Source organism: Streptomyces sp. NPDC004542 (assembly GCF_040610035.1).
Lineage (GTDB): Bacteria > Actinomycetota > Actinomycetes > Streptomycetales > Streptomycetaceae > Streptomyces.
On sequence record NZ_JBEXLP010000054.1, the window covers coordinates 1 to 26,546 of the forward strand.

General features: G+C 73.7%; 18 protein-coding genes. 4 read left to right on the forward strand and 14 right to left on the reverse strand.

Annotated features, from left to right (window positions below):
* Window positions 1-120: 120 nt before the first annotated feature.
* Window positions 121-1,386, forward strand: a complete 1,266-nt coding sequence (locus ABZX30_RS25365) for a hypothetical protein (RefSeq protein WP_355937296.1) — start codon at window positions 121-123, stop codon at window positions 1,384-1,386.
* Here ABZX30_RS25365 and ABZX30_RS25370 read toward each other — a convergent pair.
* The 4 genes from ABZX30_RS25370 to ABZX30_RS25385 all read right to left on the reverse strand — a co-directional run bounded on the left by ABZX30_RS25370 (window position 1,340) and on the right by ABZX30_RS25385 (window position 7,132).
* Window positions 1,340-3,013, reverse strand: a complete 1,674-nt coding sequence (locus ABZX30_RS25370; RefSeq protein WP_355937297.1) for a glycosyltransferase family 2 protein — start codon at window positions 3,011-3,013, stop codon at window positions 1,340-1,342. The genes ABZX30_RS25365 and ABZX30_RS25370 overlap by 47 nt on opposite strands.
* Entirely contained in the window at window positions 3,010-5,205 is a 2,196-nt protein-coding gene (locus ABZX30_RS25375) for a CDP-glycerol glycerophosphotransferase family protein (RefSeq protein ID WP_355937299.1), read from the reverse strand. Before ABZX30_RS25375 ends, ABZX30_RS25370 begins: the two co-directional genes overlap by 4 nt.
* A gap of 174 nt (window positions 5,206-5,379) precedes the next feature.
* Complete coding sequence (locus ABZX30_RS25380) at window positions 5,380-6,225, reverse strand: ABC transporter ATP-binding protein (protein ID WP_355937301.1); 846 nt, start codon at window positions 6,223-6,225, stop codon at window positions 5,380-5,382.
* The gene (locus tag ABZX30_RS25385; protein WP_355937303.1) at window positions 6,218-7,132 is read right to left on the reverse strand and encodes an ABC transporter permease; all 915 of its coding nucleotides are present in this window, start codon (window positions 7,130-7,132) and stop codon (window positions 6,218-6,220) included. Before ABZX30_RS25385 ends, ABZX30_RS25380 begins: the two co-directional genes overlap by 8 nt.
* 194 nt (window positions 7,133-7,326) lie before the next feature.
* Between ABZX30_RS25385 and ABZX30_RS25390 the strand changes: the two genes are divergently transcribed.
* On the forward strand, window positions 7,327-7,953 hold the full coding sequence (locus ABZX30_RS25390) for a TetR/AcrR family transcriptional regulator (protein WP_355937305.1): 627 nt from the start codon (window positions 7,327-7,329) through the stop codon (window positions 7,951-7,953).
* A gap of 37 nt (window positions 7,954-7,990) precedes the next feature.
* On the opposite strand, the gene galE is transcribed toward ABZX30_RS25390, so the two are convergent.
* Window positions 7,991-8,983 (reverse strand): UDP-glucose 4-epimerase GalE, encoded by a 993-nt coding sequence (gene galE / locus ABZX30_RS25395; protein ID WP_355937307.1) that lies wholly within the window; start codon window positions 8,981-8,983, stop codon window positions 7,991-7,993.
* A gap of 17 nt (window positions 8,984-9,000) precedes the next feature.
* Window positions 9,001-10,254 carry a glycosyltransferase 87 family protein gene (locus ABZX30_RS25400; RefSeq protein WP_355937309.1) on the reverse strand — a complete coding sequence of 418 codons (1,254 nt, stop codon included), beginning with the start codon at window positions 10,252-10,254 and terminating at the stop codon, window positions 9,001-9,003.
* Window positions 10,255-10,344: 90 nt separating this feature from the next.
* Here ABZX30_RS25400 and ABZX30_RS25405 point away from each other — a divergent pair, with 90 nt between their 5' ends.
* Window positions 10,345-11,940, forward strand: coding sequence for a glycosyltransferase family 39 protein (locus ABZX30_RS25405; RefSeq protein ID WP_355937311.1), 1,596 nt, complete (start codon window positions 10,345-10,347; stop codon window positions 11,938-11,940).
* On the opposite strand, the gene ABZX30_RS25410 is transcribed toward ABZX30_RS25405, so the two are convergent.
* Window positions 11,891-12,385, reverse strand: a complete 495-nt coding sequence (locus ABZX30_RS25410; protein ID WP_355937313.1) for a MarR family transcriptional regulator — start codon at window positions 12,383-12,385, stop codon at window positions 11,891-11,893. The genes ABZX30_RS25405 and ABZX30_RS25410 overlap by 50 nt on opposite strands.
* 123 nt (window positions 12,386-12,508) lie before the next feature.
* On the opposite strand from ABZX30_RS25410, the gene ABZX30_RS25415 reads away from it, so the two are divergent.
* Window positions 12,509-12,922 carry an organic hydroperoxide resistance protein gene (locus ABZX30_RS25415; protein WP_355937315.1) on the forward strand — a complete coding sequence of 138 codons (414 nt, stop codon included), beginning with the start codon at window positions 12,509-12,511 and terminating at the stop codon, window positions 12,920-12,922.
* Between the two features lie 27 nt (window positions 12,923-12,949).
* Here the strand turns inward: ABZX30_RS25415 and ABZX30_RS25420 are convergent, their stop codons facing one another.
* The 7 genes from ABZX30_RS25420 to ABZX30_RS25450 all read right to left on the reverse strand — a co-directional run bounded on the left by ABZX30_RS25420 (window position 12,950) and on the right by ABZX30_RS25450 (window position 26,299).
* Complete coding sequence (locus ABZX30_RS25420) at window positions 12,950-14,224, reverse strand: hypothetical protein (protein WP_355937317.1); 1,275 nt, start codon at window positions 14,222-14,224, stop codon at window positions 12,950-12,952.
* A complete protein-coding gene (locus ABZX30_RS25425) occupies window positions 14,221-16,437 on the reverse strand; it encodes a CDP-glycerol glycerophosphotransferase family protein (RefSeq protein WP_355937319.1) in 2,217 nt (738 codons plus the stop codon). Before ABZX30_RS25425 ends, ABZX30_RS25420 begins: the two co-directional genes overlap by 4 nt.
* A 6-nt stretch (window positions 16,438-16,443) precedes the next feature.
* Entirely contained in the window at window positions 16,444-18,645 is a 2,202-nt protein-coding gene (locus ABZX30_RS25430; protein ID WP_355937321.1) for a bifunctional glycosyltransferase family 2 protein/CDP-glycerol:glycerophosphate glycerophosphotransferase, read from the reverse strand.
* A 443-nt stretch (window positions 18,646-19,088) separates the two neighbouring features.
* Window positions 19,089-19,997: a carbohydrate ABC transporter permease gene (locus ABZX30_RS25435; RefSeq protein WP_355937323.1), complete on the reverse strand. Its 909-nt coding sequence runs from the start codon at window positions 19,995-19,997 to the stop codon at window positions 19,089-19,091.
* Complete coding sequence (locus ABZX30_RS25440) at window positions 19,994-21,274, reverse strand: sugar ABC transporter permease (RefSeq protein ID WP_355937324.1); 1,281 nt, start codon at window positions 21,272-21,274, stop codon at window positions 19,994-19,996. The genes ABZX30_RS25435 and ABZX30_RS25440 overlap by 4 nt, the downstream gene beginning before the upstream one ends.
* A 70-nt stretch (window positions 21,275-21,344) precedes the next feature.
* Window positions 21,345-22,727 (reverse strand): ABC transporter substrate-binding protein, encoded by a 1,383-nt coding sequence (locus ABZX30_RS25445; RefSeq protein ID WP_355937326.1) that lies wholly within the window; start codon window positions 22,725-22,727, stop codon window positions 21,345-21,347.
* Window positions 22,728-22,882: 155 nt separating this feature from the next.
* Window positions 22,883-26,299, reverse strand: coding sequence for an FHA domain-containing protein (locus ABZX30_RS25450; protein ID WP_355937363.1), 3,417 nt, complete (start codon window positions 26,297-26,299; stop codon window positions 22,883-22,885).
* Window positions 26,300-26,546 lie beyond the last annotated feature (247 nt).

The window sequence follows — 26,546 nt, forward strand, 5'->3', positions numbered from 1 at the left end:
GAACCGTCCCCGCACCAGGCCTGGCAGGCGCCGCAGCCCGCCGGGCCCGCGGGAGCCCGAGCCGGAACCGGCTCGGGGCGCCCCCCACTCATCGGGACATTTCGGGCTAAGGTCTGCCGTGTGACAGCGCACCACCGGGCGGTCCCGGCGCTCGTCGCGGCGGCCTTCGTGCTGCTGCACGTCTTCGGCTACCCGGCGACCCGCTTCTCCAACGACTCCTACCGCTACGCCCGCCAGGCGTACGAGTTCCTCGGCGACTCCCGGCCCACGGCCACCCGCAAGGCCGTCGCCGCCTACTGCGAGGACACGGCCAGGCTCGTCCACCGCAACCGGATGCTCGACCAGCTCCACTTCCGCGGACCGGGCCGCGAGGCGCAGTACGCGGCCGCGTGCGAGAAGAAGTACGCGGGCGGGCTCACGCCCACCGACCCGCGCTACGAGAAGATCTTCGCCACCCGCCCCGCGTACCCGCTGCTCGCCGCCCCCTTCGTGGCGCTGCTCGGCGCCAAGCCCGGACTCACCCTGGTCGCGCTCGCCTGCACCACGCTCGCCGGATACCTCGTGCACCTGCTGCTGCGCGCACTGCGGGCGCCGCCTCCCGCCGCCGTGCTCGGCCAGGTCCTCTGCTACGTGACTCCGCTCGCCTCCTGGGGCGGCCGGCCGCTCACCGAGGGGCCGGCCCTCGCCCTGCTGACCGCGCTGCTGCTCGCCTCGGTGTGGCTGCTCCAGCGCCGCGTCCTGCCCGGAGCCGTGCTGTTCACCGGCGCCTTCGCGCTCGGACTCGCGGTCAAGTACGCCGGCTTCCTGCCGGCGGCCCTCTTCCTGGCGGCCGCCGCCTGCGCCTCGCTGCTCTTCGTCCCCCGCACCCGCCACCGCGGCACCGGCTGGCTGGCCGGGCTCTCGGCGGGCGGCACACTGGCCGCGCTGGCCCTGAGCGGCATCCTCGGCCTGCCCGGCATCACCGACTCGCTCCAGGACACCTTCACCCTGCACTGGACCCGCCCCGAGATCGCCGACCCGTGGCGGGCCCTCGCCCGCCTCGACCACCAGTACTGGTGGCAGTGGCTCCAGCGGGAGGCCCTCGCCCCCGCGCTGCTCTTCCTGCTCGCGGTGGGGGCCTGGGGCGTGTGGCGGCGCTCGGTGCCGGTCGCCCTGTGCGTGATCGCCGTGGGCCTCACCGGATTCGCGACGACCGTGGTGCACCCGCTCGCGGCCGAAGGGGACCGCTTGTACGTCCCGGTATGGCTGATCCCCGTGATCGGCGTGCCGCTGGCACTCGACCGGCTGTGGCGTCCCGCCCCGGAACCGGGGGCCACGGCGCCGCACGGGCCGGCCGGGTCTACCGCAGCACGCCGGCCACCAGCCGCGCCGCCCGTCGCACCGTAGGGCGGGCCATCCGGCGGGCGACCGGGCGGATCAGGTGAGCGGTGACGCCGGCCGGCCGCCAGCGCACCTGGAGGCGGCCCGGGTTGCGGCCCTCCGGTTCCACCGTCACACGGTGGTGGGCGGTACGGGTGGTCAGGGACGGAAAGGCGGGGGGAGCCAGCAGGACTCCGGTGTGGGCGAGGCCCTGCTGTCCGATGCGGAGCACGGGGTGGCGGATGCCGTCGAAACCGTGCAGGGGCAGCGGCGCGGCGGCGAGGTCGAGGCGGACCCGTCCCTGGAAGACTCCGGGGCGCACCGGGTCGAGGCGGAAGGGGAGGGTGAGCCGGCGTCGGCCCGGGCTGAGCAGGAGGGCGGCGCGCTGCGGGCCGACGGGGAGCCGCAGCCCCGGGTCGTAACTGCGGATCGTCAGGTCGAGCGAGGCGCCGGGGCCGGGGGCGAGCTCCGTGATCTCGTGGCGGAACAGGGCGCTGGGGAAGGGACGCGTGTCCAGCTCCAGATCGGTGACGTCCAGTTCACGGCGGGCCCAGATCGCCCCCGGGACGCGGTCGCCCCAGTAGGTGGCGTCCCCCTCGGGGCCGGGGGTCACCTGTCTCGGCGCGACCGCGTGGCCCAGGCCGCGGGCCGCTTCCCGGGCCTCGGACAGGCGGCCGTCGCGGACCAGCTGGACGACGACGCGCTCCGGGCGCGGGAGGCGGGCGTACGCGCCGGGCTCGAGCGAGTCGAGGTACGGCGTGACGATCCGGGCGAAGGCCGCCAGCCACTCCTCGTCCCGGTACGGCAGGTCCCCGGCGTACATCCGGAAGTCGTGCTTGAGGAACTTGTAGTCCTTGTCCTCGCGCAGCGACTCGTGTCCGCTCTCGGTGAGGAACTCGTCGATCAGGCGCTGGACGTGGACGCGGTCGCGGACGTTGGTGAGTCTGTGCCGCTGGTTCGAGATCGAGGCCGGGCCGGCGCCCGCGTACGGGTCGACGTACCAGTGGTAGACCGGCTGCGGGATGATCGTGAACGACTTCGCCAGGCAGTACGCCTGCGCCGAGAACAACTGGTCCTCGTAGTGGATGCCCTCGGGGAAGCGCAGGCCGTGGCGGTCCAGGAAGGAGCGGGCGTACATCTTGCTGGTCGCCAGGTGCTCGAACAGGAGGCGGGGGTCGGTCTCGATGCCGCGCACCGTGCGGCGCTCGGCCACCAGGTGCGGCATCCAGGTCGAGCGGCGGCCGTTGTCCACCCGTATGCGGAGCACCGCGCCCATCGCGAAGTCGATCTCGCGCTCGCGGTGCGCGGACAGGAGCAGTTCGACGGCGTTCGCGGGCAGTTCGTCGTCGCTGTCCAGGAACATCAGGTACGGCGCCCGGGCGATCTCCAGGGCGCGGTTGCGCGGGGCGCTGCAGCCACCGCTGTTCTCCGGCAGCCGGAGGCAGCGGATACGGGGGTCCTCGGCCGCCAGCCGCCGTGCCACCGCCGGGGTGTCGTCGGTCGAGTGGTCGTCGCTGATGATGATCTCGATGCCGGCGTGGGTCTGCCGGCGCAGCGAGGCGACCGCCCGGGGCAGGCGTGCCGCGTCGTTGTGGACGATCACCGTCACCGTGACGTCGGGGGAGCCGGGGTACCGGGGGACAACGGGGGTCATGAAGCCGCCTCCTCGGGGGTCGGCGCCGGTGTGCGTTCCTCGACGGGGATCACCGGCGGCAGCGATTCCGGGCTCTCGCCGAGGAAGACCCGCCGCACGACCCGCTCGGCGGCGCGCCCGTCGTCGTACTCGCAGAAACGGCGCCGGAAGGCGGCCCGCGCCTTCGCCGCGCCCTCGTCCCGCCAGGCGCCCGTGGTGAGGATCTCCGTCAGTTCCTCCTGGGTGCGGGCCACCTGGCCCGGCGGTTCGGCCAGCAGGTCGAAGTAGACACCGCGGGTCGTCGCGTACGTCTCCCAGTCGTCGGCGTAGACCACGATCGGGCGGTCGAGGCCCGCGTAGTCGAACATGAGGGACGAGTAGTCCGTGACCAGGGCGTCCGCCGCCAGGCACAGGTCCTCGACCGGGTCGTACGCCGAGACGTCGACGACCCTTCCGGTGCGGCGCAGGCCTGCCAGGGGGGAGGCCGAGCCGCCGTAGAAGTAGTGGCCGCGCACCAGCAGGACGGTGTCCTCGCCGAGCCGGTCGGCGAGGGCCGCCAGGTCCAGGCGGGGGGTCCAGCCGGCCTCGTAGTCGCGGTGGGTCGGGGCGTACAGGACGGCCCGCCGGCCGGGGGCGATGCCCAGGCGGTCGCGGACGGCGCGCACCCCCTCGGCGTCGCAGGTGTGGAAGACGTCGTTGCGCGGATAGCCGTAGTCGAGGGACGTGTAGCGGGACGGGTAGGCGCGCTCCCACATGCGGGTGGAGTGGCTGTTGGCGGAGATGCTGTAGTCCCACTTGTCGACGCGGTCCAGCAGCGCGGCGAAGTTCATGCCCTGGGCGGCGGCCGGGTGCTTCATCTGGTCCAGGCCCATGCGTTTGAGCGGGGTGCCGTGGTGGGTCTGGAGGTGGACGGCGCCCGGCCGTTTGACCACCGCGCCCGGGAAGTTGACGTTGTTGGTGAGGTACTTGGCCGTGGCCAGCACCTCCCAGTAGCGGCGGGTGCCGGGGACGACGTGGTCGGTACCGGGCGGCAGGAGCGGCACGTTCTCCTTGGTCACCACCCACACCGGGTGGATGTGGGGGGCGAGTTCGGCGAGCTTCGCGGCGATCGCGGCCGGGTTGCAGGCCACCCCCCGGTCCCAGTAGGCGGCGAACACCGCGAGGCAGGGGTCGACCGGGCGGCCGAGGGCCCGGCGGTACCGGTGGTCGCGGAGCCGGGCGTCCAGTTGCCGCCGGCGGGTCCGCAGCGTCGCCCTCGCCGCGCGGCGGGTGCGGTTGGCGGCCTGGAAGGCGCGGTAGCGGGTGTAGGCGCCCTCCTCGAGCAGGGCGCGGCGGACGCCCTCGAGACCGGCCGGGCGGCGGTGCTCCGGTGTGCGCCAGCGGACCGCCGCCAGGGAGGCCCGGCGGAAGAACTCCCGTGCCACCGGCTCGGGCAGGTCCTCGCGGGCGAAGGTGCGCAGCAGGTCGCGGACCATGAGGTCGTAGAGGACCGCGCGCGTGGCGGGGCGGTCCCTGGCCAGGGGCAGCAGCGTCTCGTAGCGGTCGACGAGGGCGTAGCGGTCCTCGGGCGCGGCGGGGGGCAGGCTCTCGGCGCGCAGCCGGCGGTCCTCGTACGCCACCTGGTTCAGGCAGGCGATCCGTCCGGCGTGCAGCAGCGCCGCGTACGCCGCGCAGGGTTCGTCGTCGGTGCCGAGCCGGTCCTGGTGGGCCCGCCAGAAGTCGGCGCGCAGGGCGCGGTTGCCGAGCAGCGGGGTCAGGCGCAGCAGGTGGGGGGCCTCGTCCAGCGGCAGCTCGGCGCGGCCCGTCCGGGCCAGGAGGTGTCCGCCGCCGGAGGGCCTGCCGGAGGTCTGCCAGGTGCTGGTGACGTGGTCGAAGAGCAGGACGTCGACCTCGTCGGGGAGTTCGGTGACGCGCTCGGCGACCGTGCGGGGGGCACCGGCGGGCAGGCCGTCCTTGGCGTGGACGAAGTGCAGCCAGCGTCCGGAGGCCCGGGCCGCGCCCGCCGCCCGGGCCGCCGCGGCACCCGTGCCGGCCGGCAGGGGCAGCACCACCGTCTCCGGCGCGTGGCCCTCGGCCGTCTCCCGGGCCCAGTCGCCGACCGCGGCCACGATCACCTCGGCGTCCGGCAGCGGGTGGGCGTCCAGGGAGTCGAGGAGTTCCGTCAGGTGTCCCTGGGTGTTCGGCCCGTGGACGATGACGCTGAGCTCGGGCATCGCGGGGGACTCCTTCGCCTCGACGTCAGCGGGGTCGCACCTTTCAGCTCATGGTGTCACCGACGGGACGAAAGGCGCGGCCCCGGCTGCGCCGACCGGGGGAGGCCCGGCCAGGGCCTCCCGTTCGGATCATGCCGGGCTCGCGGGGGGCCGGCATGATCCGAACGAAAGACCCTAGGCGGCCGGCAGGGGCTCCGGCCGGGGCTTCTTCTTCGGGGCGGCCTTGGGCTTCTTGTCGCCGGTGAAGGCCTCGTACGCCTGGAGGACCTCCTCCGTCGGCCCGTCCATGCGGAGCTCGCCGCGCTCCAGCCACAGCACCCGGTCGCAGGTGTCGCGGATCGACTTGTTGTTGTGGCTGACCAGGAACACGGTGCCCGCGTGCCGGCGCAGCTCGCGGATGCGTTCCTCGGAACGCTTCTGGAAGGAGCGGTCGCCCGTGGCCAGTGCCTCGTCGATCAGCAGCACGTCGTGGTCCTTGGCGGCGGCGATGGAGAAGCGCAGCCGGGCGGCCATGCCGGAGGAGTAGGTGCGCATCGGGAGGGTGATGAAGTCGCCCTTCTCGTTGATGCCGGAGAACTCGACGATCTCCTCGTACCGCTCCTTGACCTGCTCGCGGGACATCCCCATGGCGAGCCCGCCGAGGTGGACGTTGCGCTCGCCGGTCAGGTCGTTCATCAGGGCGGCGTTGACGCCGAGCAGGGAGGGCTGGCCGTCGGTGTAGATGTGGCCGCTCTCCACCGGGAGCAGGCCGGCCACCGCCTTCAGCAGCGTCGACTTGCCGGAGCCGTTGGTGCCGATGAGCCCGATCGCCTCGCCGCGGTAGGCGACGAACGAGACCTTCTTGACCGCGTGCACCGTGCGCACGCCCGCCGCCTTCTCGGCCTGCTTGCGGCGCAGCATGCGGTTGAGGGCGGCGGTGGCGGTGCCGCGTCCGGCGCCGGTGCCGTTGACCCGGTAGACGATGTCGACCTCGTCGGCGATGACGGTGGGGATGCGGGTGTCGTTCACGTTGTCAGCCACGGCCGTACGTCTCCTCAGCCTTCCAGAAGTAGATGAAGCCGCCGGCTCCGGCGAGCAGGGCCCAGCCCGTGGCCGCCGCCCACACGTGCGGGGGCAGCTGGTGGGCGTGGAAGCTGTCGATCAGCGCGAAGCGCATCAGGTCGATGTAGACCGCGGCGGGGTTGGTCTCCAGCAGGACCGTCACGAGGTGCGGCAGGTGGTCTTTCTCGGTGAGCTTGTCGATGCTCCACATCACGCCGGACACGTACATCCAGGTGCGCAGCACGAACGGCATCAGCTGGGCGATGTCCGGGGTCTTCGCCCCCATCCGGGCCATGATCATCGACACGCCCGCGTTGAACGTGAACTGAAGGAACAGCGCCGGGAGCGCCAGCAGCCAGGAGACGGAGACCGGGACGCCGAAGCACAGCAGGATGACGATCAGCGCGGCCATCGAGAACAGCAGCTGCTGGAGCTGCTGGAGGCAGAAGGAGATCGGCAGCGCGGCGCGCGGGAAGTGCAGTGCCCGGACGAGGCCGAGGTTGCCGGAGATGGCCCGGGTGCCGGCCATGATCGAGCTCTGCGTGAACGTCCAGATGAACACGCCCGTGACCAGGAACGGGATGTAGTCCGGGACGCCGTGCTTGGTCCCCAGGAGCACGCCGAAGATGAAGTAGTAGACCGCCGCGTTGAGCAGCGGGGTCATGACCTGCCAGACCTGGCCGAGCTTCGCCTGGCTGTACTGGGCGGTGAGCTTGGCGGTGGCGAAGGCGCCGATGAAGTGGCGCCGGGCCCAGAGCTGGCGGACGTACTCGGGCAGGGAGGGGCGGGCGCCGCTGACCGTGAGGCCGTGCCGGGCGGCCAGGGCCGCGAGGTCGTCGTCGGCCGGGACCGGGGTCGCGGGCGGTGTGTGGAGAACCTGGCTCACATCCGCTGCTTTCGTTCGGGGGGAGGGGGCTGCGTGCGTCCGGGCTGCCGCCGGGTCCGCGTCACCGGGCGTTTGCTTACGCTTCTCTTCACGTTTTCTTACGTCGGGACGGGACCGTATCGTCGCAACGTGAGAGTAGGGCCAATCGACGTCGGAACGCAACCGTTTCGTCGCAACGCCCTATGCTGGACCTCATGACGACGAACGCCGACGAGCCCCAGACGCGTCCGCGCCGACGGACCCCCGCCGGGGCCGCCGTGCTCCGACAGGACGTGACCGAGGCGATCCGGGCGGCCGTCTTCGAGGAACTGGCGGCCAGCGGCTACGCGCGCATGTCCATCGAGGGCATCGCGCGCCGCGCCGGCGTCGGCAAGACCGCCGTCTACCGCCGCTGGCGCTCCAAGCTGCACCTCGTCCTCGACGTCGTCTCGGCGCTCGCCGTGCTGGGCCTGCCCGTGCCGGACACCGGCTCCCTGGAGGGCGACCTGCGGCTGCTGTACGAGCTGACCTCCCGCGCGCTGCGCCACCCCGTCGCCTCGCAGGTCATCCCCGACCTCCAGGCCGAGGCGGCCCGCAACCCCGAGATCGCCGAAGCCCTGCAGAAGGCCCTGCGGGACGGTCAGGAGGGCGTCGCCAGCAAGATCGTCGCAGCGGCCGAGCAGCGCGGTGAACTCCGCGCGGGCGTCGACGACGAACTGGCCCTCGACCTGATCTCCGGCCCCCTGTACTGGCGCTCCGTCGTGATCCGCGACCCGAAGCCGCCCAAGGGCTACCTGCCCGCACTGGCCAAGGCGACGGCGGCGGCCCTGAAGGCGCTCTGACGCACCCGGGCGGCGACCGTCCGGCCGCCCGGGCCCGTCAGGAGCGGGCCGCCTCCGGATGGTGGCGCAGCCAGCCCTCCCAGGCCGAGGTGATCATGTCCTCGACGTCGTACTCGGCCTGCCAGCCGAGTTCGACGGCGATGCGGTCGGCGGAGGCGACGACGCGGGCGGGGTCGCCGGGGCGGCGGGGGGCGACGGTCGGGGGGCGGTTGTAACCCGTGACCGCGTTGATGCGGTCGATCATCTCGCGGACCGACACCCCTTCCCCGCGGCCGATGTTGAAGGTCAGGTTGATGCCGGGGGAGGACCGCAGGGCACGGGCGGTGGCCACATGGGCCTCGGCCAGGTCCACCACGTGGATGTAGTCGCGCACGCAGGTGCCGTCCGGGGTGGGGTAGTCGTCGCCGAAGATGCGCGGCGAGGCGTTCTCGATGAGCTTCTCGAAGACCATGGGGATGAGGTTGAAGACGCCCGTGTCCGCGAGTTCCGGGGCGGCCGCGCCCGCCACGTTGAAGTAGCGCAGCGATGCCGTGGACAGCCCCGTGGCCCGGCCCGTCGCCCGCACCATCCACTCGCCGGCCAGCTTGGTCTCGCCGTACGGGGACAGCGGCGCGCACGGCGTCTCCTCGGTCACCGGATCCCCGTGGCGCGCGGCGTCCGGCATGCCGTACACCGCCGCCGAGGACGAGAACACGAAGGACGCGACACCGGCCGCCGTCACCGCCTCCAGCAGGACCCGCAGGCCCTCCACGTTCTGCCGGTAGTAGTGCAGCGGGCGGTCCACCGACTCGCCCACCTGCTTCTTGGCCGCGAGGTGGACGACACCGGTGACGGAGTGCTCGGCCAGTGTGCGCGCCAGCCGGGCCCCGTCCAGCGTGGAGCCCGTCACCAGCGGGACCCCTTCCGGGAGGCGGTCGGCGATGCCGGCGGACAGGTCGTCGTACACCACGGCCTCTTCCCCCGCCCGCGTCATCGCCCGCACGACGTGCGCCCCGACGTAGCCGGCCCCGCCGGTGATCAACCAGGTCATGTGCGGCGGTCCCCTCGTCAGCGGGGGCTCAGCGCGCGGTGCGGCAAGCGGCCCGAGGAGGGGCGGGGTTCACGCACGGGCGCGGTCTTCGCGACCGGGAGCCGGGTGGAGCGCCACAGCCGGGTGAAGGAGAGCACGGCGGCCGTCGCGAGGAGCCCGTTGCGCAGCAGCATCAGCAGGCAGCCCGGCCAGGTGCAGCCCATGACCTCGCGGTAGAACACGGGATAGGCGACGGCGCTGACCGCGCTCGCCGCCACCACCAGCGCGGCCACCGGTCCTTGGACGGTGTGCCGGGAGGTGAGGCAGACGGCCGCCAGCCCGATCAGCCAGATCATGTACTGGGGGCTGATGACACGGCTGGTGACGGTGAACAGCAGTACGGCGCACAGCGCGGCGTCGTAGGGCGTCGCCTCGGTCCAGTGCCGGGCCCGCACCCGCCACAGCACCAGCAGCGCGAACGCGGCCGCCGTGAGCGCGAGGGAGGCGGTGGCGACGGCGGAGACGTGCGGGCCGAGCAGCTCGACCGCGCCGTACCGGTAGCGGGCCCGGCCGGGCCAGCCCGCATGGGTGGCGAGGCTGAGCGCGGTCCCGCCCAGGGACTCGATCTGGACGCCCCGGTTCCCCTGCTGGCGTGCGAAGGCCAGCGGATTGTCGAACAGCGCGGCGAGGATGCCGAAGAGGACCGCCCCCGCACCCGCCGCCCACGTCCACGCCGACCGTGCCGCACGCCCCTTGGGCACCCCGAGCAGCACCAGCGCCGGCCACACCTTCACCAGCCCGCCCAGCGCCGCGCACACCCCGCCCACGCGCGGGGAACGCGACAACGTCAACAGGGAGATGACGGCGAACGCCGTGACCTGCACGTCGTACCGGGCGAGCGGCACGTGCAGCAGCAGCGGCAGGGCGCCGGTCCACAGCGCCGCCCCGCGCAGGCTGCGCCCCGGCCGGGTGCCCGCGCGGGCCAGCGCCAGTGCGATCAGCGCGTCGGCGGCGAGCGTCAGGACGACGAACGCCTGGAAATAGGTCAGCCCGGGCAGCAGCCCCGGCGCCAGCAGCACCACGCCCGCCCCCGGCGGGTACTGCCACAGTGTGTCGTGTGCCGGGAAGGCGCCCCGGGACAGGGTCTCGTACCAGTTGAAGTACAGCCGCCACACCTCGCGCGCCACCGAACCCCGCCCCAGGAGGGTGGCGGAGTTGTGGGCGAGCAGCCACAGCATCGCGGCACGGGTGGTCAGCCAGACGACGGCGAGGGAGAGCAGGCGGCGGTTCATCCCTGGCAGCGTAAGCCGCGAGGATGGAGTATCCGTGCCGATACGCCGTCAATCCTCACCAAACATTGGCTAATCGCAAAAGATCGGGCCGTGGTGAACTTTCGTCCCCTCGTCGACCCTGAGCCGAGCCGCGTCCGTCGCGGGGCGGCGGTGGCCGTCCCCACGGCCGTGATGCTCGTGCTCGGACTGTGGGGGCTCGACCGCGGCGGCATATGGCGCGACGAGGCGGTCACCTTCCAGGTGGCACGCCGCACGGTGCCGCAGATCTGGCGCCTGCTGCACGAGGTCGACGCGGTGCACGGCCTCTACTACCTGCTCATGCACGCCGTCCTCGCCCTCCACCCCGGCGAGGTCCTGCTCCGGCTGCCGTCGGTGTGCGCGGCGGCACTGGCCACCGGCCTGGTGGCCGCGCTCGGCACCCGGCTGGCCCGGCCCCGCGTCGGACTGTGGGCCGGGCTGCTGTACGCGGTCACGCCGATGGTCGGGCACTACGCACAGGAGGGCCGCTCCTACGCCCTGGTCGCGGCCGGCGCGGCGGGGGCCACCCTGCTCCTGGTGCGGGCGGTGCCGGCCGGCGGCCGGAGCTGGTGGGCGTACGGCGCGGTCCTCGGCGTCACCTGCTGGCTGCACGAACTCGCCGTCCTGCTGCTGCTCGCCCACGCCGGGACGCTCGCGCTGGCCCGGGTGCCGGCGAGGGTGTGGTGGGCGTGGGGCCGCGCGGCCGCGGCCGTGACGCTGGCGCTGCTGCCGATGGTGGTGGTCTCGCACGCCCAGTCCGCGCAGCTCGCCTGGGTGCGGGAGCCGACGATGGAGACCGCGGGCGCGCTGCTGCGGGAGTTCGTGGGACCGACCTCCGGCGTGTACGGGACCTGCCTGGCCCTGGCGGCCCTCGGGCTGACGCGGCTCGTGGGCGGCCGCGGGGAGGTGACGTGCGCGGGCGTGGCGCTGCCGCTGGCGGTGGTGCCCCCGGCGGTCCTGATGCCGGCCTCGCTGCTGACGCCGCTGTACGTCGACCGGTACGTGCTCTACGCGCTCGCGGGAGCGCCGCTGCTGGTGGCGGCCGGGGCGGACCGGGTGGCCGGACTGCTGGGACGCGCCGGCCGCGCGGCCGGACCGCGGGCGCGCGCCCGCCTGGCGAACCCGCGTGTCCGCGGGCCCCTCCTCACCCTCGCCGGTGTCCTCGCCGTCGCCCTCGCCTTCGTCCACCAGCTCCCGCTGCTCCGCCAGGACCGCTCCCCGGACCACCGCCCCGACAACCTCGCCGCCATGTCCACGGACGTCGCCCGCGAACTGCGCCCCGGCGACCCCGTGCTCTTCCTGCCGTCACACGCGCGCAGCACGGCGCTGGCCTACCCGGCGGGCTTCCGCGGCATCCGGGACGTGGCGCTGGCGGCGGACGCGCCCGCGTCCGGCACGCTGTACGGGCGTGAGGTGGGCCCGGAGCTGCTGCGCCGCAGGCTGGCCGGGCTCGACCGGGTGTGGATCGTCGCCGAGCGGCGCTTCGTCCGCTCGTCCCGGTACCCGGGCGACCCCACCGACCGGGCGAAACTGGCCGTCGTACAGGACCGGTTCGCGCTGCGGGAGGAGCGGGCGCGCGACGGTGTGGTGCTGCGGCTCTACGTGCGCAGGACCCTGGCTACAGGCAGCCTGTTCCGTCCGGTGCGGCTGCGTCCAGAGCGGTGGTGAGCCGGTCGAGGCGGGTGCGCAGCTCGCCGATCTCCTCCAGGTCGAAGCCGGTCGCCTCGGCGATGCGGCGCGGCACCTGCAAGGCCCGCTCGCGCAGCGCGGCGCCCTCCTCGGTCAGCCGCACCTCCACCGAGCGCTCGTCGCGGACGCTGCGCTCCCGGCGGACCAGGCCGGCCGCCTCCAGCCGCTTGACCAGCGGGGAGAGCGTGCCGGAGTCCAGGCGCAGGTGTTCGCCCAGCTTCTTGACCGGCAGGTCGCCGTGTTCCCACAGCACCAGCATCACCAGGTACTGCGGGTAGGTGAGACCGAGGTCCTTGAGGACCACGCGGTAGACGCCGTTGAAGGCGCGGGACGCGGCGTGCAGGGAGAAGCAGATCTGGCGGTCCAGACGGAGCCATTCGGCCTCGGGGGCCGGGGTGGGAACGGGGGACGGGGTGGCGGTCATGGCTCCAGGATAGCTCTTGGGAGCCATTTAGTTGTGCACAACTAAATTGTGTGCTCTACTTGTGGTCGTGAGGCGGCCCGCCAAGGAGCCGCCGGAACGTGACTTCGAGAGGGATGGTCATCCATGGACGCGCTCTACACCGCTGTCGCCACCGCCACCCACGGCCGCGACGGTCGTGCCGTCTCCTCCGACGGCAAGATCGACCTCAAGCTGGCCCCGCCGGTGGAGCTGGGCGGCAACGGCGAGGGCACCAACCCCGAGCAGCTGTTCGCCGCAGGCTACGCCGCCTGCTTCGGCAGCGCCCTCGGACTGGTCGGCCGCCAGGCGAAGGTGGACGTCAGCGACGCCGCGGTGACCGCCGAGGTCGGCATCGGCAAGCAGGGCGAGGGCTTCGGCCTGAAGGTGACGCTGCGCGTGGAGCTGCCCGAGACCGTGGACGAGGCGACCGGCCGCAAGCTGGTGGAATCCGCCCACCAGGTCTGCCCCTACTCCAACGCCACCCGCGGCAACATCGAGGTCGACCTCGTCGTCGAGTGACGAGAGCGGCACGGTCAACGCGCTCGCTCACCTCATCGAGTGAACCCCTCGTCCGGCGTGCCCCTGCGCGGGCACCGGCAGCGCACGCCGGACGAGGGGTTCCAGCAGCAGCGGCACCCCGACCACCGGCAGCAGCCAGGCCAGCACGATCAGCCGGTCGCCCCAGATGTTGATGTCCGGGTGCGCGGCCTGGGTGAGGATCCCGGTACCCGCGGCCGCCACCAGGAAGCAGCCGAACGCGCGCCGCCGCACCGCGCCCCGCACCCCGGCCGCCAGCGCCGCCAGGAACAGCGGCTGCCACAGCTGCCGCCGGATCCACTCCAGCCAGAAGCCGGCCTCCAGATGCTCCAGGTCCCGCCACGGGCGCACCCGGTCCGGCCGGGAGAAGTGGCCGGTGAGCAGGTCCTGCAGACTCTCCGACTCGGACGGGTAGTGCAGCAGCCCGGCCAGCAGCACCGTCCCCACGGCGGCACAGCAGCCCACGACGGCGATCGCCGTCACCCCGCGCCCGGGAGCCCGCCCGAGCCGCCGGCGCCGTACCGCGACCGCCGCGCTCGCGACCGCCAGGCACGTCCCGAGGAACAGCGCCTGCGAGTGCTTCACCCAGAACAGCGCGAGCAGGGCACCCGCGACCAGCGCCACACCGGCCCGGGCCCGGCCGGTCAGGGCCAGCGCACAGCCCCACAACCCGGCCAGGCTCAGCGCCAGCAGCAGGCCCTCGGTCATCGGGCGCATCGCGGTCGCACCGCACGGCAGCACGTAGAACAGCACCTGACCGGTCAGCGCCAGCGGCACGGGCACGGACAGGGTGCGCAGGATCAGGAAGACGAGCGCCCCGCCCGCGACCGTGACGACGACACTCGCCGCCCATACCCCCCAGGTCACCCCGAACACCGTGACGAACGGCACCAGGAACACCGGATAGCCGGGCCGCGCCTCGAAGAACCGGCGCAGCCGCTCACCCACGAACGGCACGACGTGCCCGTCGGTCTGCCCGGCCCGCAGCCGCCGGTCCACCGGCCGCCACTCCTCGGCCCGGCACTCCGCGAACACCTGCGCGGTGGGGTCCGGCCGGTGGTAGCGCACCACGTCCACGCTCTGGCCCCGGCGCGCCAGGGACGCCCGGCCCTCGCACACCCAGTCGATGGTGGCGTCCGCGGCGGCGCGCTTGTCGTCGCCGCGCAGCCCCAGCGCGTAGGAGACGTAGTTCTTCGAGTCGGGTGTGTCCCGGCCGGTGACGCCGGCGAGCTGGCACAGCGCGAACACGGCGCCCAGGACCAGCACCCAGGTACGTGGCCTCATGTCGAGGTGAGCAGGTCGTGGCCGGCGGCCGGACCGGGCACCAGGGCGGTCTCCGGCTCGGGCATCGGCTCGCCCAGCATCAGCGTCCGCACCACCCGCTCGGCGGCCCGGCCGTCGTCGAACTCGCAGAACCGGGCCCGGAAGTCCGCCCGCAGCCGCGCCGACTCCTCGTCCCGCCACGCCCCCGACGCGAACAGCCACGCCAGCTCCCGGTAGGACCGCGACACGTGACCCGGCGCCTCCGCCGTGATGTCGAGGTAGGCGCCCCGGCTCGCCACGTACGCCGGCCAGTCGTCGGCGTGCACGACGATCGGCCGGTCCAGGTTGGCGTAGTCGAACATCAGGGCCGAGTAGTCGGTGACCAGCGCGTCGGAGGCGAGCATGACCTCCTCCACGTGGGGTTCGTCCGTGGCGTCCACCAGCACGCCCCGCCGGTGCAGTTCGGCGAGTCCCAGCCCGCGCGCGGGACCCGTGGCGAGGGCGGGGTGCAGCCGGACCACGAGGGTGTGGCCCTCGCCGAGGCCGGCGGCGAACCGGGCCAGGTCCAGGCGGTCGACGTGGCCGCCCCGGCGGTAGTCGCGGCGGGTCGGCGCGTACAGCACGACCGTGTGGTCCTCGGGGATGCCGTGCCGGGCCCGGAACCCGGCCCCGCCGCCGGGCGTTCCGGTCACGAGGGCGTCGTTGCGCGGGCTGCCGGTGCGGACCGAGGTGAAGTGGCAGGGGTAGGCCCGCTCCCACACCAGCTCGGAGTGGCGGTTGGCGACCAGGCTGTAGTCCCAGCGGTCGGCCCGGCGCAGCATCTGCGGCACGTCGAAGCCGTGCCGGGCACCGGGCTTGCCCAGCAGATCGGCGCCCATGTACTTGAGGGGGGTGCCCTGGTGGGTCTGGACGAACACGCTGCCGGGACGCTTGACCACGGTGCCGGGCCAGTTCACGTTGTTGACGAAGAACCTCGCCCGCGCGGTGACGTCCAGGTAGCGGGGGGAGCCGACGAGCACGTACGGGACGTCCGGGGGCAGGCGCCGGGCCTCCTCCGCGTCCCTGACCACCCACACCCCCCGGATGTGCGGGGCGATCTCGCGGGCCGCGCGGTACACGGCCGCCGGGTCGCCGAGCATCCCCTTGTGGGAGAACGCCGAGTACACGGCGAGGTCCGCGTCCAGCGGGCGGCGGGCGTGCAGCCCGGCCAGCCCCCGCCCGGCCCGCCCGGCCACCGTCTTGCGCGCCTGGAGCCCGCGCCGTCCGAGCTCCCGTCCGGCCCGCCCGGCCTGCCGCCTGACCTGGTACATCGCGTAGCTCCCGGTCAGCGGGCGGACCTCCCCGTCGACCCGGGCGCCCTCGGGCCGGTGCGCGGCGAACATCCGGGCCGTACGCCGGAAGAACTCCGCCTTGTCACCGGGTGGCAGCCGGTCCGGTTTGGCCAGGATGTCCAGGCAGTGCAAGCCCATCTTGCGGTGCAGGTAGGGCCGCCAGGCCGCGAGGCGGGGATGGGCGTCGACGAACGCGAAGACCCGCTCGTACTGGTCGTGGATGTCGAAGTGCTTGCGGCTGGTGGTGGACAGGATGTTGCCCTGGCGACGCTGGCGGTAGTTCACGCAGATCCGGTCCAGGGCCGCGATCCGCCCGGCGCTGAGCATGACCGGGAAGGTCCAGGGGGTGTCCTCGTAGTAGCCGGGCGGGAACCGGAAGCCGTTCTCCTCGACGAAGTCCCGCCGGTACACCTTGTTCCACACCACCATCAGCAGATCGAGGATCTGCGGATACGTGTCCACCGTGAACGTCCCGGGTCCGGCCTCGGTCAGCAGGTGGGCGAGGACGTTGCGGCGCGTCCCGCCCCACCAGTAGGTGCGCGCGTAGTCGAAGACCAGCACGTCCGGGTCGCCGCACTCCGCCAGGCGGTCGGCGACGGCGCGCAGCGCACCGGGCGTGAGGGTGTCGTCGCTGTCGAGGAAGAAGAGGAAGTCGCCGCTCGCGTGGGGCAGTCCGGCGTTGCGGGCGCGGCCGAGGCCGACGTTCTCCGGCAGGTGCAGCACCTTCACCCGCGGGTCCCGGGCCGCGTACTCGTCGAGGATGGCGCCGCAGCCGTCCGGCGAGCAGTCGTCCACGGCGATCAGCTCCAGGTCCCGGAAGCACTGCTCCAGAACGGAGTCGAGGCACTCGCGCAGGAAGCCCTGCACCTTGAAACAGGGAACGATGACGCTGAAGCGGGGCACGGCGGGTCAGCTCCTCACGAGGGTCGCGGCGGCGGGGGCGGGAATGCGCTCCGCGAGCGGGATCACCGGCGGGATCGCCTCCGGCGGCTCGCCGAGCAGCACCCGCCGTACGACGCGCTCGGCGGCCCGGCCGTCGTCGAACTCGCAGAACCGCCGCCGGAACGCGCCCCGCAGCTCGCTGGACCCGGGCCCCGCGTAGGAACCGTCACGGAAGATCCGGGCCAGCTCCTCGGGCGTGCGGGCGACGGGTCCGGGCGGCGTGGCCATCAGGTCGAAGTAGACGCCCCGGGTCTCCCGGTAGACCTCCCAGTCGTCGGCGTACACCACGATCGGCCGGTCCAGGTTGGCGTAGTCGAACATGATCGACGAGTAGTCGGTGACCAGCGCGTCGGCGGCCAGGCACACGTCCTCCGAGGAGCGGTGCGCGGTGACGTCGATGATCCGGCCGCTGCTCCCGCCGGGACCCCGGTCGTAGAAGTAGTGGGCGCGCAGCAGCACGACCACGTCGTCACCGGCCGCCTCGCAGAAGGCCTCCAGGTCGAGGCCGGTCTCGAAGCCGGAGTGGTGGTCGCGGTGGGTGGGGGCGTACAGGACGGCGGTCGCGTCCTCGGGGACACCCAGCTCGCGCCGGATCCGGGCGACGTCCTCGCCGGTCGCCGTGTAGAAGACGTCGTTGCGCGGATATCCGTACTCCAGCGCCTCGTACGAACCGGGGAAGGCGCGCTCCCACATCTGCGTCGAGTGGCGGTTGGCGGAGAGGTTGAAGTCCCAGCGGTCCACCCGGCCGAGCAGCTTGGCGAAGCTGCCGGTCTGCGCGGCCACCACCGGGTACGTCGACTGGTCCACGCCCATCTTCTTCAGCGGGGTCCCGTGCTGGGTCTGCAGGTGCACGCTGCCCGGCCGCTTGACGACGCCCTCGGCGAAGTTGGCGTTGTTGACCAGGTACTTGGCGCGGGCCAGCACCTCCCAGTAGCGGCGGCTGCCGATCACCGCGTAGGCGACGCCGCTGGGCATGGCGTGTTCCTGGCCGGGCTCGACCAGGAACACCGAGCGGATGTGCGGGGCGAGTTCGAGGGCCTTGGCGTGGATCGCGGCCGGATTGCAGGCGTAACCGCGGCCCCAGTAGGCGCAGTACACGGCCAGGTTCGCGTCCAGCGGGCGCCGCAGGTCACGCGCGTACCTCAGGCGCGTGCGCAGCGCGCGCGGGCGCGGTACGCCCTCTACGGCCTTCACCATCCCCTGGTTGACGCTCCGCAGCGCGCGGAACGCGGTGTACGCCCCCGCCGCCAGCAGCCGGTGCTGCACGCCCAGGCTGCCGCCCGGCACCCGGAAACCGGCCGGACGGTGGCGCCGGTACAGACGGCACGCCCGGCGGAAGAAAGCCCGGCGCCCGGAGTGCAGCCGCTCGGGCCGGGAGGCCGTCTTCAGCACGACCGCGAAGAGCTGCTCGAACAGCGCCCGCGTCCGCTCGGCGGGCAGTTCCCGCTCGGCCGCCCGGGTGAGCACCCGCTCGACCTGGTCGAGGAGGTCGTGCTGGTGCGGCCCCGGCAGGTTGAGCCGGCTGCCCTGGCGCCGCAGCCGGTGCCGCAGCAGGACCGACCGCAGTACCGCGACCCGCTCGGCGGCGAGCGTGGTCAGACCGCCCCAGCCGAGGTCCGTGAAGTGCCCCTCGGGGAAGGCCAGATCCCGCCCGGTGACGAAGGAACGGCGGTAGGCGGCGCTCCACGGCGGCAGCTGGACGCCGGTGACCTGAGGCGCCCGGTCCGGCGCGAAGGCCCCCGCCGGCGCCCTCGCCAGCAGCGGCTGCACCGGGTTGCTCGGCTCGCCCTCCCACCAGGGGGTCCGCAGGTGCTCGAAGTACAGCACGTCGACGTCCCCGGTCTCCGCCAGCCGCGCGTCGAGCGTGGCCAGCGCCCCGGGCACGAGGACGTCGTCACCGTCGAGGAAGAGCAGATACGCGCCGGTCGCCGCCCGCACCCCGGTGTTGCGCGCCCCGCCGCGGCCGGCCGAGGGCGGCGAGTGGACCGGAAGCACCCGGGAGTCCCGCTCGGCGTAACCGGCGGCGACGTCGGCGGCCGGGGTGTCGGGTCCGTCGCAGACCGGGATCAGCTCCAGGTCGCCGAAGGACTGGGCGAGGACCGAGTCCAGCGCCTGGGACAGCCGGCCGGCGACCCCGTGGGACGGGACGATGATGCTGAAGCGGGGCATTCTGCTCTTTCTGTTCTCTGTCCTGGCGCCAGTCCTTGCCGTCCTGGGCTCAGGCCGGGGCATGGGAACTCCCGGAAGAGCAAACGGTGTTCAGCGGCTCTCGGTGACGGGGAGGCCGCCGGAAGGTTGCGGCACGGTGGCGGGCGGGGCGCGCGCGGGCGCGACCCGGGCTCCTCCCGGGCGGGCGCACCGCCCGCGCACGGGCCTCCGGCGGCACCGGGTCCGGGCCCTCGGGCAGGTACGCCTGGACCTGGTACGCGGGGACGGTGACACTGAACCTGGGCAAGGGACATCCATGGGTCGGTTCGGCGCGGGCGTTCTGCCCGGGAACGGCCGATGGAGTGACTTGGTTACGGTTCCTGCGGCATCCGGGGGACACCCGGTGCCCGCGAAGGGGCGGACCGGTCGACCGGCCCGCCCCGTCAACGGACCGCGTCCGCGCCCTACTTGACCGCGCCCGCCATCACGCCCGACACGAACTGCCGCTGGAAAGCGAAGAACACGGCCAGCGGGATCACCATGGAGATGAACGCGCCGGGTGCCAGGACGTCGATGTTGTTGCCGAACTGGCGTACCTGAGTCTGCAGCGCGACCGTGATCGGCTGGCTGCCCGACTTGGTGAACACCAGCGCGACCAGCATGTCGTTCCACACCCACAGGAACTGGAAGATGCCGAGGCTGGCGATGGCCGGCCCGCCCAGCGGCATCACCACCTGGGAGAACAGACGCAGCTCGCCGGCGCCGTCCAGGCGGGCCGCCTCCAGCAGTTCGCGGGGGATCTCCGCGAAGAAGTTCCGCAGCAGGAACACCGCGAAGGGCAGTCCGAAACCGACGTGGAACAGGATCACCCCGAGGATCGTCCCGAACAGGCCGATCTTGCCGAACAGTTCGGCGATCGGGATCAGCGCGACCTGCACCGGCACCACCAGCAGGCCGACCACGCCCAGGAACCACCAGTCGCGGCCCGGGAACTCCATCCACGCGAAGGCGTATCCCGCGAGGGAGCCGATGACCACGACGAGGATCGTCGCCGGGACCGTGATCAGCACGGTGTTCCACAGCGAGCCCGTGATGTCGCCGTTCTCCAGCAGTTTCTGGTAGCTGTCGAAGGTGAGCTGGGACGGCTTGCCGAAGACCTGCCACCAGCCGGTCGCGTTCATGTCCTCCGGTGCGCGCAGCGAGGAGATGAGCAGGCCGATGGTGGGCACCAGCCAGAACAGGCCGACGACGAGGAGGAAGGCGCGGACCAGTCCGCCGCCGAGCTTGCCCACGAGCCTGGAGGCCGGCGACTGCCTGGCCTTCACGGTCTCGACGGGCGCCGTCTCACCGATGCTCCCGGCGTGCGTGGTCATCGCCGCACCTCCCGCCTCAGCCGGCGGATGTTGAACAGCATCACCGGGATCACCAGCAGCAGCAGGAACACCGCGATCGCGCTCGCGATGCCCGGCTGGCCCTCCGCGAAGCCCTTGCGGTACAGCTCCAGGGCGAGCACGTCGGCGTCGTCCTGGGAGGAGCCCGGCGCGATGATGTAGACCAGGTCGAAGACCTTCAGGACGTTGATCATCAGGGTGACGACGACGACCGCGAGGACCGGCGCGAGCAGCGGGACGGTGACCTTGCGGAACACCTGCCACTCGTTGGCCCCGTCCACCCGGGCGGCCTCCAGCAGCTCCCGGGGCACACCCGCGAGCCCGGCCGCGATCAGCACCATCGCGAAGCCCGCCCACATCCAGACGTACGACCCGATGATGGCCGGGGTGACCAGCGACGGGCCGAGCCAGTCCACGCCGCTGTACGGCTCCTTGAAGTTGCCGGGGGGCAAGCGCAGCCGGGCCCCGTTGGCCGCCGCGGGCAGGGTGAACGTGCCGTCGGCGGCGGCCTTCGTGGAGGCCACCACCTTGCCGTCCCTGACCGCCTCGATCCGCATGCCCGAGTAGCCCAGTTCGGACGGATCGGGGGCGCCCGGCCTGCCGACGCCCTTGCCGCGGGTGAAGTCCTGCCAGGCCGTGCCGGTGATCTTCCCCGGCTCCGGCTTCGCGGCCACCGCCTTCCTGGCGCTGTCCGGCATCTGGTCGGGGGCCACGCCGACCAGCGGCAGGGTGATCACCTGGCCGGTGTGCACCGGCGCCGACGTGATGAAACCGCCCCCGTCGGGCTCGAGCGGCGACCGGCGGCCCGGGTGCGCCTTCGGGAACGCCGACGACTGGGCGAAGGTGTCGTGGATGCCGACCCACACCGCGTTGGCGACGCCCTTGTCCGGGTCCTGGTCGTACACCAGCCGGAAGATGATCCCGGCCGCCAGCATCGAGATCGCCATCGGCATGAAGACGACCAGCTTGAACGCCGTGCCCCAGCGCACCCGTTCGGTCAGCACCGCGAAGACCAGACCGAGCGCGGTGGAGACCGTCGGCGCGAACACCACCCAGATGATGTTGTTCTTCAGGGCGGTGCGGATGCCGTCGTCGGTGAAGAGCGCCTTGTAGTTGTCGACTCCGGCGAAGCCGTCACCGGAGGCGTTGGAGAAGCTGCGGACGACCGAGTACCCGATCGGGTAGACCACGAGCGCGCCGAGCAGCACCAGGGCGGGCAGCAGGAAGAGGGCTGCCACGGTCCTGCGGGTACCGGTCACGCTCCTACGGCTCTTGGGTGCGGCGGGACCCGGTGGGGCCCCCGCCGCCGCTGCCGACGCCATCGCCGGATCAGCTCCCGTTCCCGTAGGCCGCCGCCGCGTCCTTCTCCAGCTTCGCCTGCGCGCCCGCCACGTCCTTCGGGTTCTTCAGGAAGTCCTGAAGGTCCTTCCACTCGCCCTTGCCGGGGGTGCCGCCGAAGGCCTGCGGGGCCTGGTCGGACATGTCGAAGCGGAAGTCGTCGCCGGAGGCGATCAGCGCCTTGGCGATCGTGCGCTGCACCTCGTTCGGGTAGGCCGAGTTCGGCACGCTCTTGTTCGGGGACAGGTAGCCGCCGAGCCTGGCCTGGATCGTCGCCGCGTCCGGGGAGGCCAGGAAGGTGGCCAGCGCCTGGGCCGCCTTGGAGTCCTTCAGGATGACCGCCGCGTCACCGCCGGAGACCACCGGCGCGGACGAGCCCACCGCCGGGAACGGGAAGACCTTGGCGTCCGTGCCCACCTTCGCCTTGGTGTCACCGATGTTGACCTGCGCGAAGTCGCCCTCGTAGACCATGGCCGCCTTCGGCTGGTCGCCGCCGGTGAAGGTCTGGGTGACGGAGGCCGGGAACTCGGTCTGCAGCGCGCCGTCGGCACCGCCCGCGACGTAGTCCTTCTTGCCCCAGACCTGGGCGAGCGTGGTGAGCGCCCGCTTCACCGAGGGGTCGGTCCACTTGATCTTGTGCTGGGCGAGCTGGTCGTACTTCTCCGGGCCCGCCTGGGAGAGGTAGACGTTCTCGAACCAGTCGGTGAGCGTCCAGCCGTCGGCGCCGCCGACCGAGAACGGGGTCACGCCCGAGTCGTACACGGCCTGCGCCGTCGTCAGCAGCTCCTGCCAGGTCTTCGGCTCCTTGGCGCCCGCGTTCTCGAAGGCCTGGGTGTTGTACCAGATCAGCGACTTGTTGGCGGCCTTGTAGTACACGCCGTACTGCTTGCCGTCGACCTTGCCGATGTCCTGCCAGCCCTGCGAGTAGTTCTTCTGCAACTCCTTGACGGCGTCCGCGCCGAGGGGCTTGGCCCACTTCTTGTCCACGGCCTGCTTGATGGCGCCGGGCTGCGGCAGCAGCGCGACGTCCGGCGGCTGGCCACCCGCGATCTTCGAACCGAGGAAGTTGATGATCGGGTCCTGTGCGGGGACGAACGTGACCTTGGCGCCCGTGCGCTTGGCGAACTCCGCGAGCACGCGCTTGAAGTTCTTCTGCTCGGTGCCGGTCCAGACGGCGGCGACCTCCAGGCTCGCGCCGTTCAGTTTCGGCAGCGAGACGGTGGAGCCGCTCCCGGTGGGCCCGTCGCTGCTGCCCCCGTCGTCCTTCTTGTCGTCGCTGCCGCCGCAGGCGGTGAGTAACAGCGCTCCCGCGAGGAGAGCGGCGCATGTCGTGACGGCCCTGTGTGTCCGGATGGTGTTGCTGTTGCTACGCATCACTGCCCCGTTCTTCGTTCTTCGTTGAACGTATGAGCACTGTCCCGTGGCGTCCGGTCTACGCCGGGCGACGTGACGGCGGCAAGAGCGCCTGCGGTGCCGACCGGGGGATCGTGACCGGCTCGTGATCAGGCTCGTATGCGCGCCGCGGGGAGCTACAGCAGCGACGGGACTTCCGCGGCCGCCACTTCCCGTGCCGCCCGCTCCACCGCGCTCGCCAGCAGGGCCAGATCCGTGGGTCCGTTGCCCAGTTCGCGAACCGGACGCCGGGCCGGCGGGTCGCCCATGCGGTGCCAGTCCAGGGGCACGACCGTGGGGCGCTGGGTGGCGGTGCGGGGGATGCGGCCGGTCACCCGGCCGCCCTGGAAGGCGGATATGCGCCCGTCGGCGTGGGCCAGCCGCCCGCGCCCCGGCGCCGGTTCGTCCGGGCCGGAGGCCGGAGCGTCCAGGGTGACGCGTAGCGTGGCCCGGCGGGCCGGCTCCGACTCCGCGGTGCGGCCCCCGGGGCCGGTGGCGGCCACCAGGTGGACGCCGAGCCGCTCGCCCTCCTTGGCCACCGCCTCCAGCGCGCGTATCACCGAGCCCGCGGCGGGCCGGCCCGGTGAGCCGAGCGCGGGGGAGACCAGCGCGTCGAGGTCGTCCACGACCACCACCAGCCGGGGCAGCGGCGGCGCCGCCTCGACCTGTTGCCGGGCGGCCGCCCCCGGCCTCAGCCGCATCGTGGTGGAGCTCGGCGGGGTCTCCAGGTCCCCGGCCCCGCCGGTGGCGGGCGCGGACCGCCCGGCCGGTGTGCGCTGGGCGACGATGCGCCCGGAGACCTCGCGGTGCGTGTGCCACTCGGTGAAGTCGGCCCGCCCGAGCAACTCGGCCCGCCGCTTCAGTTCCGCGCTCAGGGACTGGGCGAACTCCCGCATGCGGACCGGGTCGTTGGCCGTGAGGTAGGTGGTGACGTGCGGTATCTCCGTACAGGCGCGCAGCCCGTCGCCGTGCGCCGCGCCGGTGCCGACGCCGTCCCGGCCGTCGATCAGGACGACGCCCAGGCGGTCGGGGCGCTCGGCGGCGGCGAACGAGGCGACGACGGCCCGCAGCAGCTCCGTACGGCCGCTGCCGGGCGGCCCCTCGATCAGCAGGTGCGGCCCCTCGGCCACCAGGTCGGCGCAGAGCGGCCCGCGCGACCCGGCGCCGAGCACGGCCCAGGCCCGCCCGCCGAGCGACTCCTTGTCGTCGGCGGCGTCCGCCCAGCGCGCCATCAGGGAGGCCGGGGTCGCCCGGGCGAGGCCCAGCTCGTCCAGGAGCCGCGCCGACTGGGGCAGCGGTGCCGCCACGCGCGCGTGCGCCTCAGCGGCCGTGCCGTCCGGCCGCAGCGGCGCCAGCGCCCGCGCGAACCGCTCCGCCCAGGCGGCGGAGACCGCGTCGACGGCGGCGACCGTGCCGGGGCCCACCGGTCCGGCGGGGCCGGTGGGTGTGTCGGTCCGCGCGACGCGCATCAGCCGCAGGGCGGTGGCGACGTCGCCGCTGAGCAGCGCCACGGCCCCGCATGCGCGGAACGTCGGCGCCGCCGCGCACGCCGCCTCGTACGTGTCGGTCACCGGCGAGGCGGGCGAGGCCGGTGACGTCTCGGCCAGGCACACCACGTGGATTCCGGCCCGCGGTCCTTCCAGGGCCAGTCGCGCCACCGACTCGCGCAGGGCGGCGCCTTCGGGGTCGCCGTCCACCACGACCACGGTGTACGGCCCGGGGAAGCCGCCGGGCCGGTCCGCGCCGGCGTCGTCCCGTGCCCAGGAGGGGCGCCGGACCGCGCGGCGGGAGTCGGAGGCCGGGGTACGGGCGGAAGGATCCGCCGCGCCCGCGTGCTCCGGTGCGTCATGCCCGCCGGTGCCGGTGCCGGTGCCAGTGCGGGTGCCGGGGGCCGGCCCGGGGCCGCCTCCCGCAGGCGCCGGCCTCGTGCCGGACGCGGACCCGGTCGCCGGGTCGTCCAGCCGGCGCAGGAGCTCCTCGGTGCGGGCCGCCGCCTGTTCGCGGTCGTAGGCCAGCAGCAGACGGCAGTCCTGGCCGTGGCCAGGCCGTACGTGGGGCAGCCAGCCGAGCCAGGACCATTCGGCGGTGCGCTCCTCCAGGGGCCGGGCGCGGTCCGGGCTGAGCAGGACGATCTCCAGGTCGTCGGGGGAGTGCAGCGCGGCCAGCTGGGCCAGCACCGCGCGCGCCAGCCCGGACAGCCGTGCGCGCGGTCCGGCCAGGCCCAGCGCCCCGGCCTCGCGCAGGTCGGCGGTGACCGGGACGGCGGGCAGCAGCGCCGAGCCGTCCGGCACGGCCCGGTCGGCGGTGCCGAGCCGGACGGTGAGCGTCTCCGGGTGGCCCGGCCCGCGCTCCCACAGCCGTGGCCCGGGGCCCAGCGCCGTGAGCAGCAGCGCCGCCGGGTCCGGCCAGGTCTCCGGCTGCTGGGTGGGAAGGCCGGCCGCGGGCGGGACGGTCCCGTCGGCGTCCTGCTGGTCGTACGCCCGCAGGTCCCCCGCGGCCTCGCCGCGTCCGCCGGTCAGCCGGCGGGCCCACGCGCCGATCCCGCCGCGCCTGCGGACGCCCTGCGGGACGTCGGTGCCGCGCAGCGGGGTGGCCTTGCGGGCGCCGGGGGCCGGATCCGGCGCGGCGGGACCGTCCGCCGTGCCGTGGGCCGCGAAGGCCCCGCCGACGCCGCCGACGCCGAAGGGACCGGCGTGCGTGTCCCCGCCGTCCCGGCTCTCGATCCGGGGCGCCCCGCCCTGCCCCGGCACGGCCGGTTCTGCGGACCCGTGTTCCCGGGTGTCCGGTGCCGCGCCCGGGGCGCCCCAGCCCGCCGGGCCGTAGGCGTGGCCGGTATGCCCCAGGGGCGTGCCGTCGGACCCCACGCGCGCGGCGGGGGCCGACCCCCCGGGGGCGACCCGCACGCACCCCTCCCCGTCGGGCGTCGTCTCCACCCGGGCCCCGGGTCCCCCGGACGGCGTAAGCCGCAAGGCCGATTCACCGATCCGCAGCAGAGCCCCCGGGGCGAACCGCACCGGCCGCTCGCCCACGCGCGTGCCGTCCAGCGCCGTGCCGTTGGTGGAGCCCAGGTCGGCGACCGAGACCCGGCCGTCGGCGGCGACCGTGACCGCGCAGTGCAGCCGGGAGACGTCGGGGTCGTCCAGCGGGACGTCGGCGTCGGCGGAGCGGCCGATGGTGACCTGACCGCCGTGCAGCAGGTGGACGCCGCCCGCGTCCGGGCCCGCGACCACGTGCAGCTGGGTCGGGGCGTCGTCGAGCTCGGGGTGCGGTTCCGGTTCGGCGGGGGCGCCCACGGACAGCACGGCGCCGTCGACCAGCGGGGGCTCGCCCAGAGTGGCGCGGCCCGCGTCCAGCCGCTCCACGCCCGCGTACAGCACGACCTGGGCGCCGGCCGGCTCCCGGCCCCCGTCACCGGCGACCGCCGAGGCCAGCGCCGACGCCACCGCGGCCAGGGCCGTGCCCGCGGGCGCCGTGACCAGCACGTCGCGGCGCGCGGCGCGGCCCCGCTGCGGGGACGGGCCCAGCGGGTCTACGACGGTCAGCCGGATCTGCATCGCCGTCAGCTGTCCCTTCTGCGCGGGCGCGGACTTCCCCCCACCCCGCACGAGCACGTCGGCCAGTACTGCAGGCATCCTCGCACCTGCCACTGACAGCGCGCCCCTCGCCCGGCGTCAAGTGATCTTGATTGGTCAGCTCTGCCCCCAAAAGTGCCTGACCGGTAGTGCACCGTCGATCACTTGAGATCGGTCACGTCCGGCCGCGGCAACCGGGGGACCGAGGTGAGCGTCTTTCCTTCGAACA

Excerpts from the sequence above, each read along its gene's own strand:
- ABZX30_RS25370 (WP_355937297.1), bottom strand. The coding sequence starts at position 3,013 with ATGACCCCCGTTGTCCCCCGGTACCCCGGCTCCCCCGACGTCACGGTG.
- ABZX30_RS25375 (WP_355937299.1), bottom strand. The coding sequence starts at position 5,205 with ATGCCCGAGCTCAGCGTCATCGTCCACGGGCCGAACACCCAGGGACAC.
- ABZX30_RS25390 (WP_355937305.1), top strand. The coding sequence starts at position 7,327 with ATGACGACGAACGCCGACGAGCCCCAGACGCGTCCGCGCCGACGGACC.
- galE (WP_355937307.1), bottom strand. The coding sequence starts at position 8,983 with ATGACCTGGTTGATCACCGGCGGGGCCGGCTACGTCGGGGCGCACGTC.
- ABZX30_RS25400 (WP_355937309.1), bottom strand. The coding sequence starts at position 10,254 with ATGAACCGCCGCCTGCTCTCCCTCGCCGTCGTCTGGCTGACCACCCGT.
- ABZX30_RS25410 (WP_355937313.1), bottom strand. The coding sequence starts at position 12,385 with ATGACCGCCACCCCGTCCCCCGTTCCCACCCCGGCCCCCGAGGCCGAA.
- ABZX30_RS25415 (WP_355937315.1), top strand. The coding sequence starts at position 12,509 with ATGGACGCGCTCTACACCGCTGTCGCCACCGCCACCCACGGCCGCGAC.
- ABZX30_RS25420 (WP_355937317.1), bottom strand. The coding sequence starts at position 14,224 with ATGAGGCCACGTACCTGGGTGCTGGTCCTGGGCGCCGTGTTCGCGCTG.
- ABZX30_RS25430 (WP_355937321.1), bottom strand. The coding sequence starts at position 18,645 with ATGCCCCGCTTCAGCATCATCGTCCCGTCCCACGGGGTCGCCGGCCGG.
- ABZX30_RS25435 (WP_355937323.1), bottom strand. The coding sequence starts at position 19,997 with ATGACCACGCACGCCGGGAGCATCGGTGAGACGGCGCCCGTCGAGACC.
- ABZX30_RS25445 (WP_355937326.1), bottom strand. The coding sequence starts at position 22,727 with ATGCGTAGCAACAGCAACACCATCCGGACACACAGGGCCGTCACGACA.
- ABZX30_RS25450 (WP_355937363.1), bottom strand. The coding sequence starts at position 26,299 with ATGCAGATCCGGCTGACCGTCGTAGACCCGCTGGGCCCGTCCCCGCAG.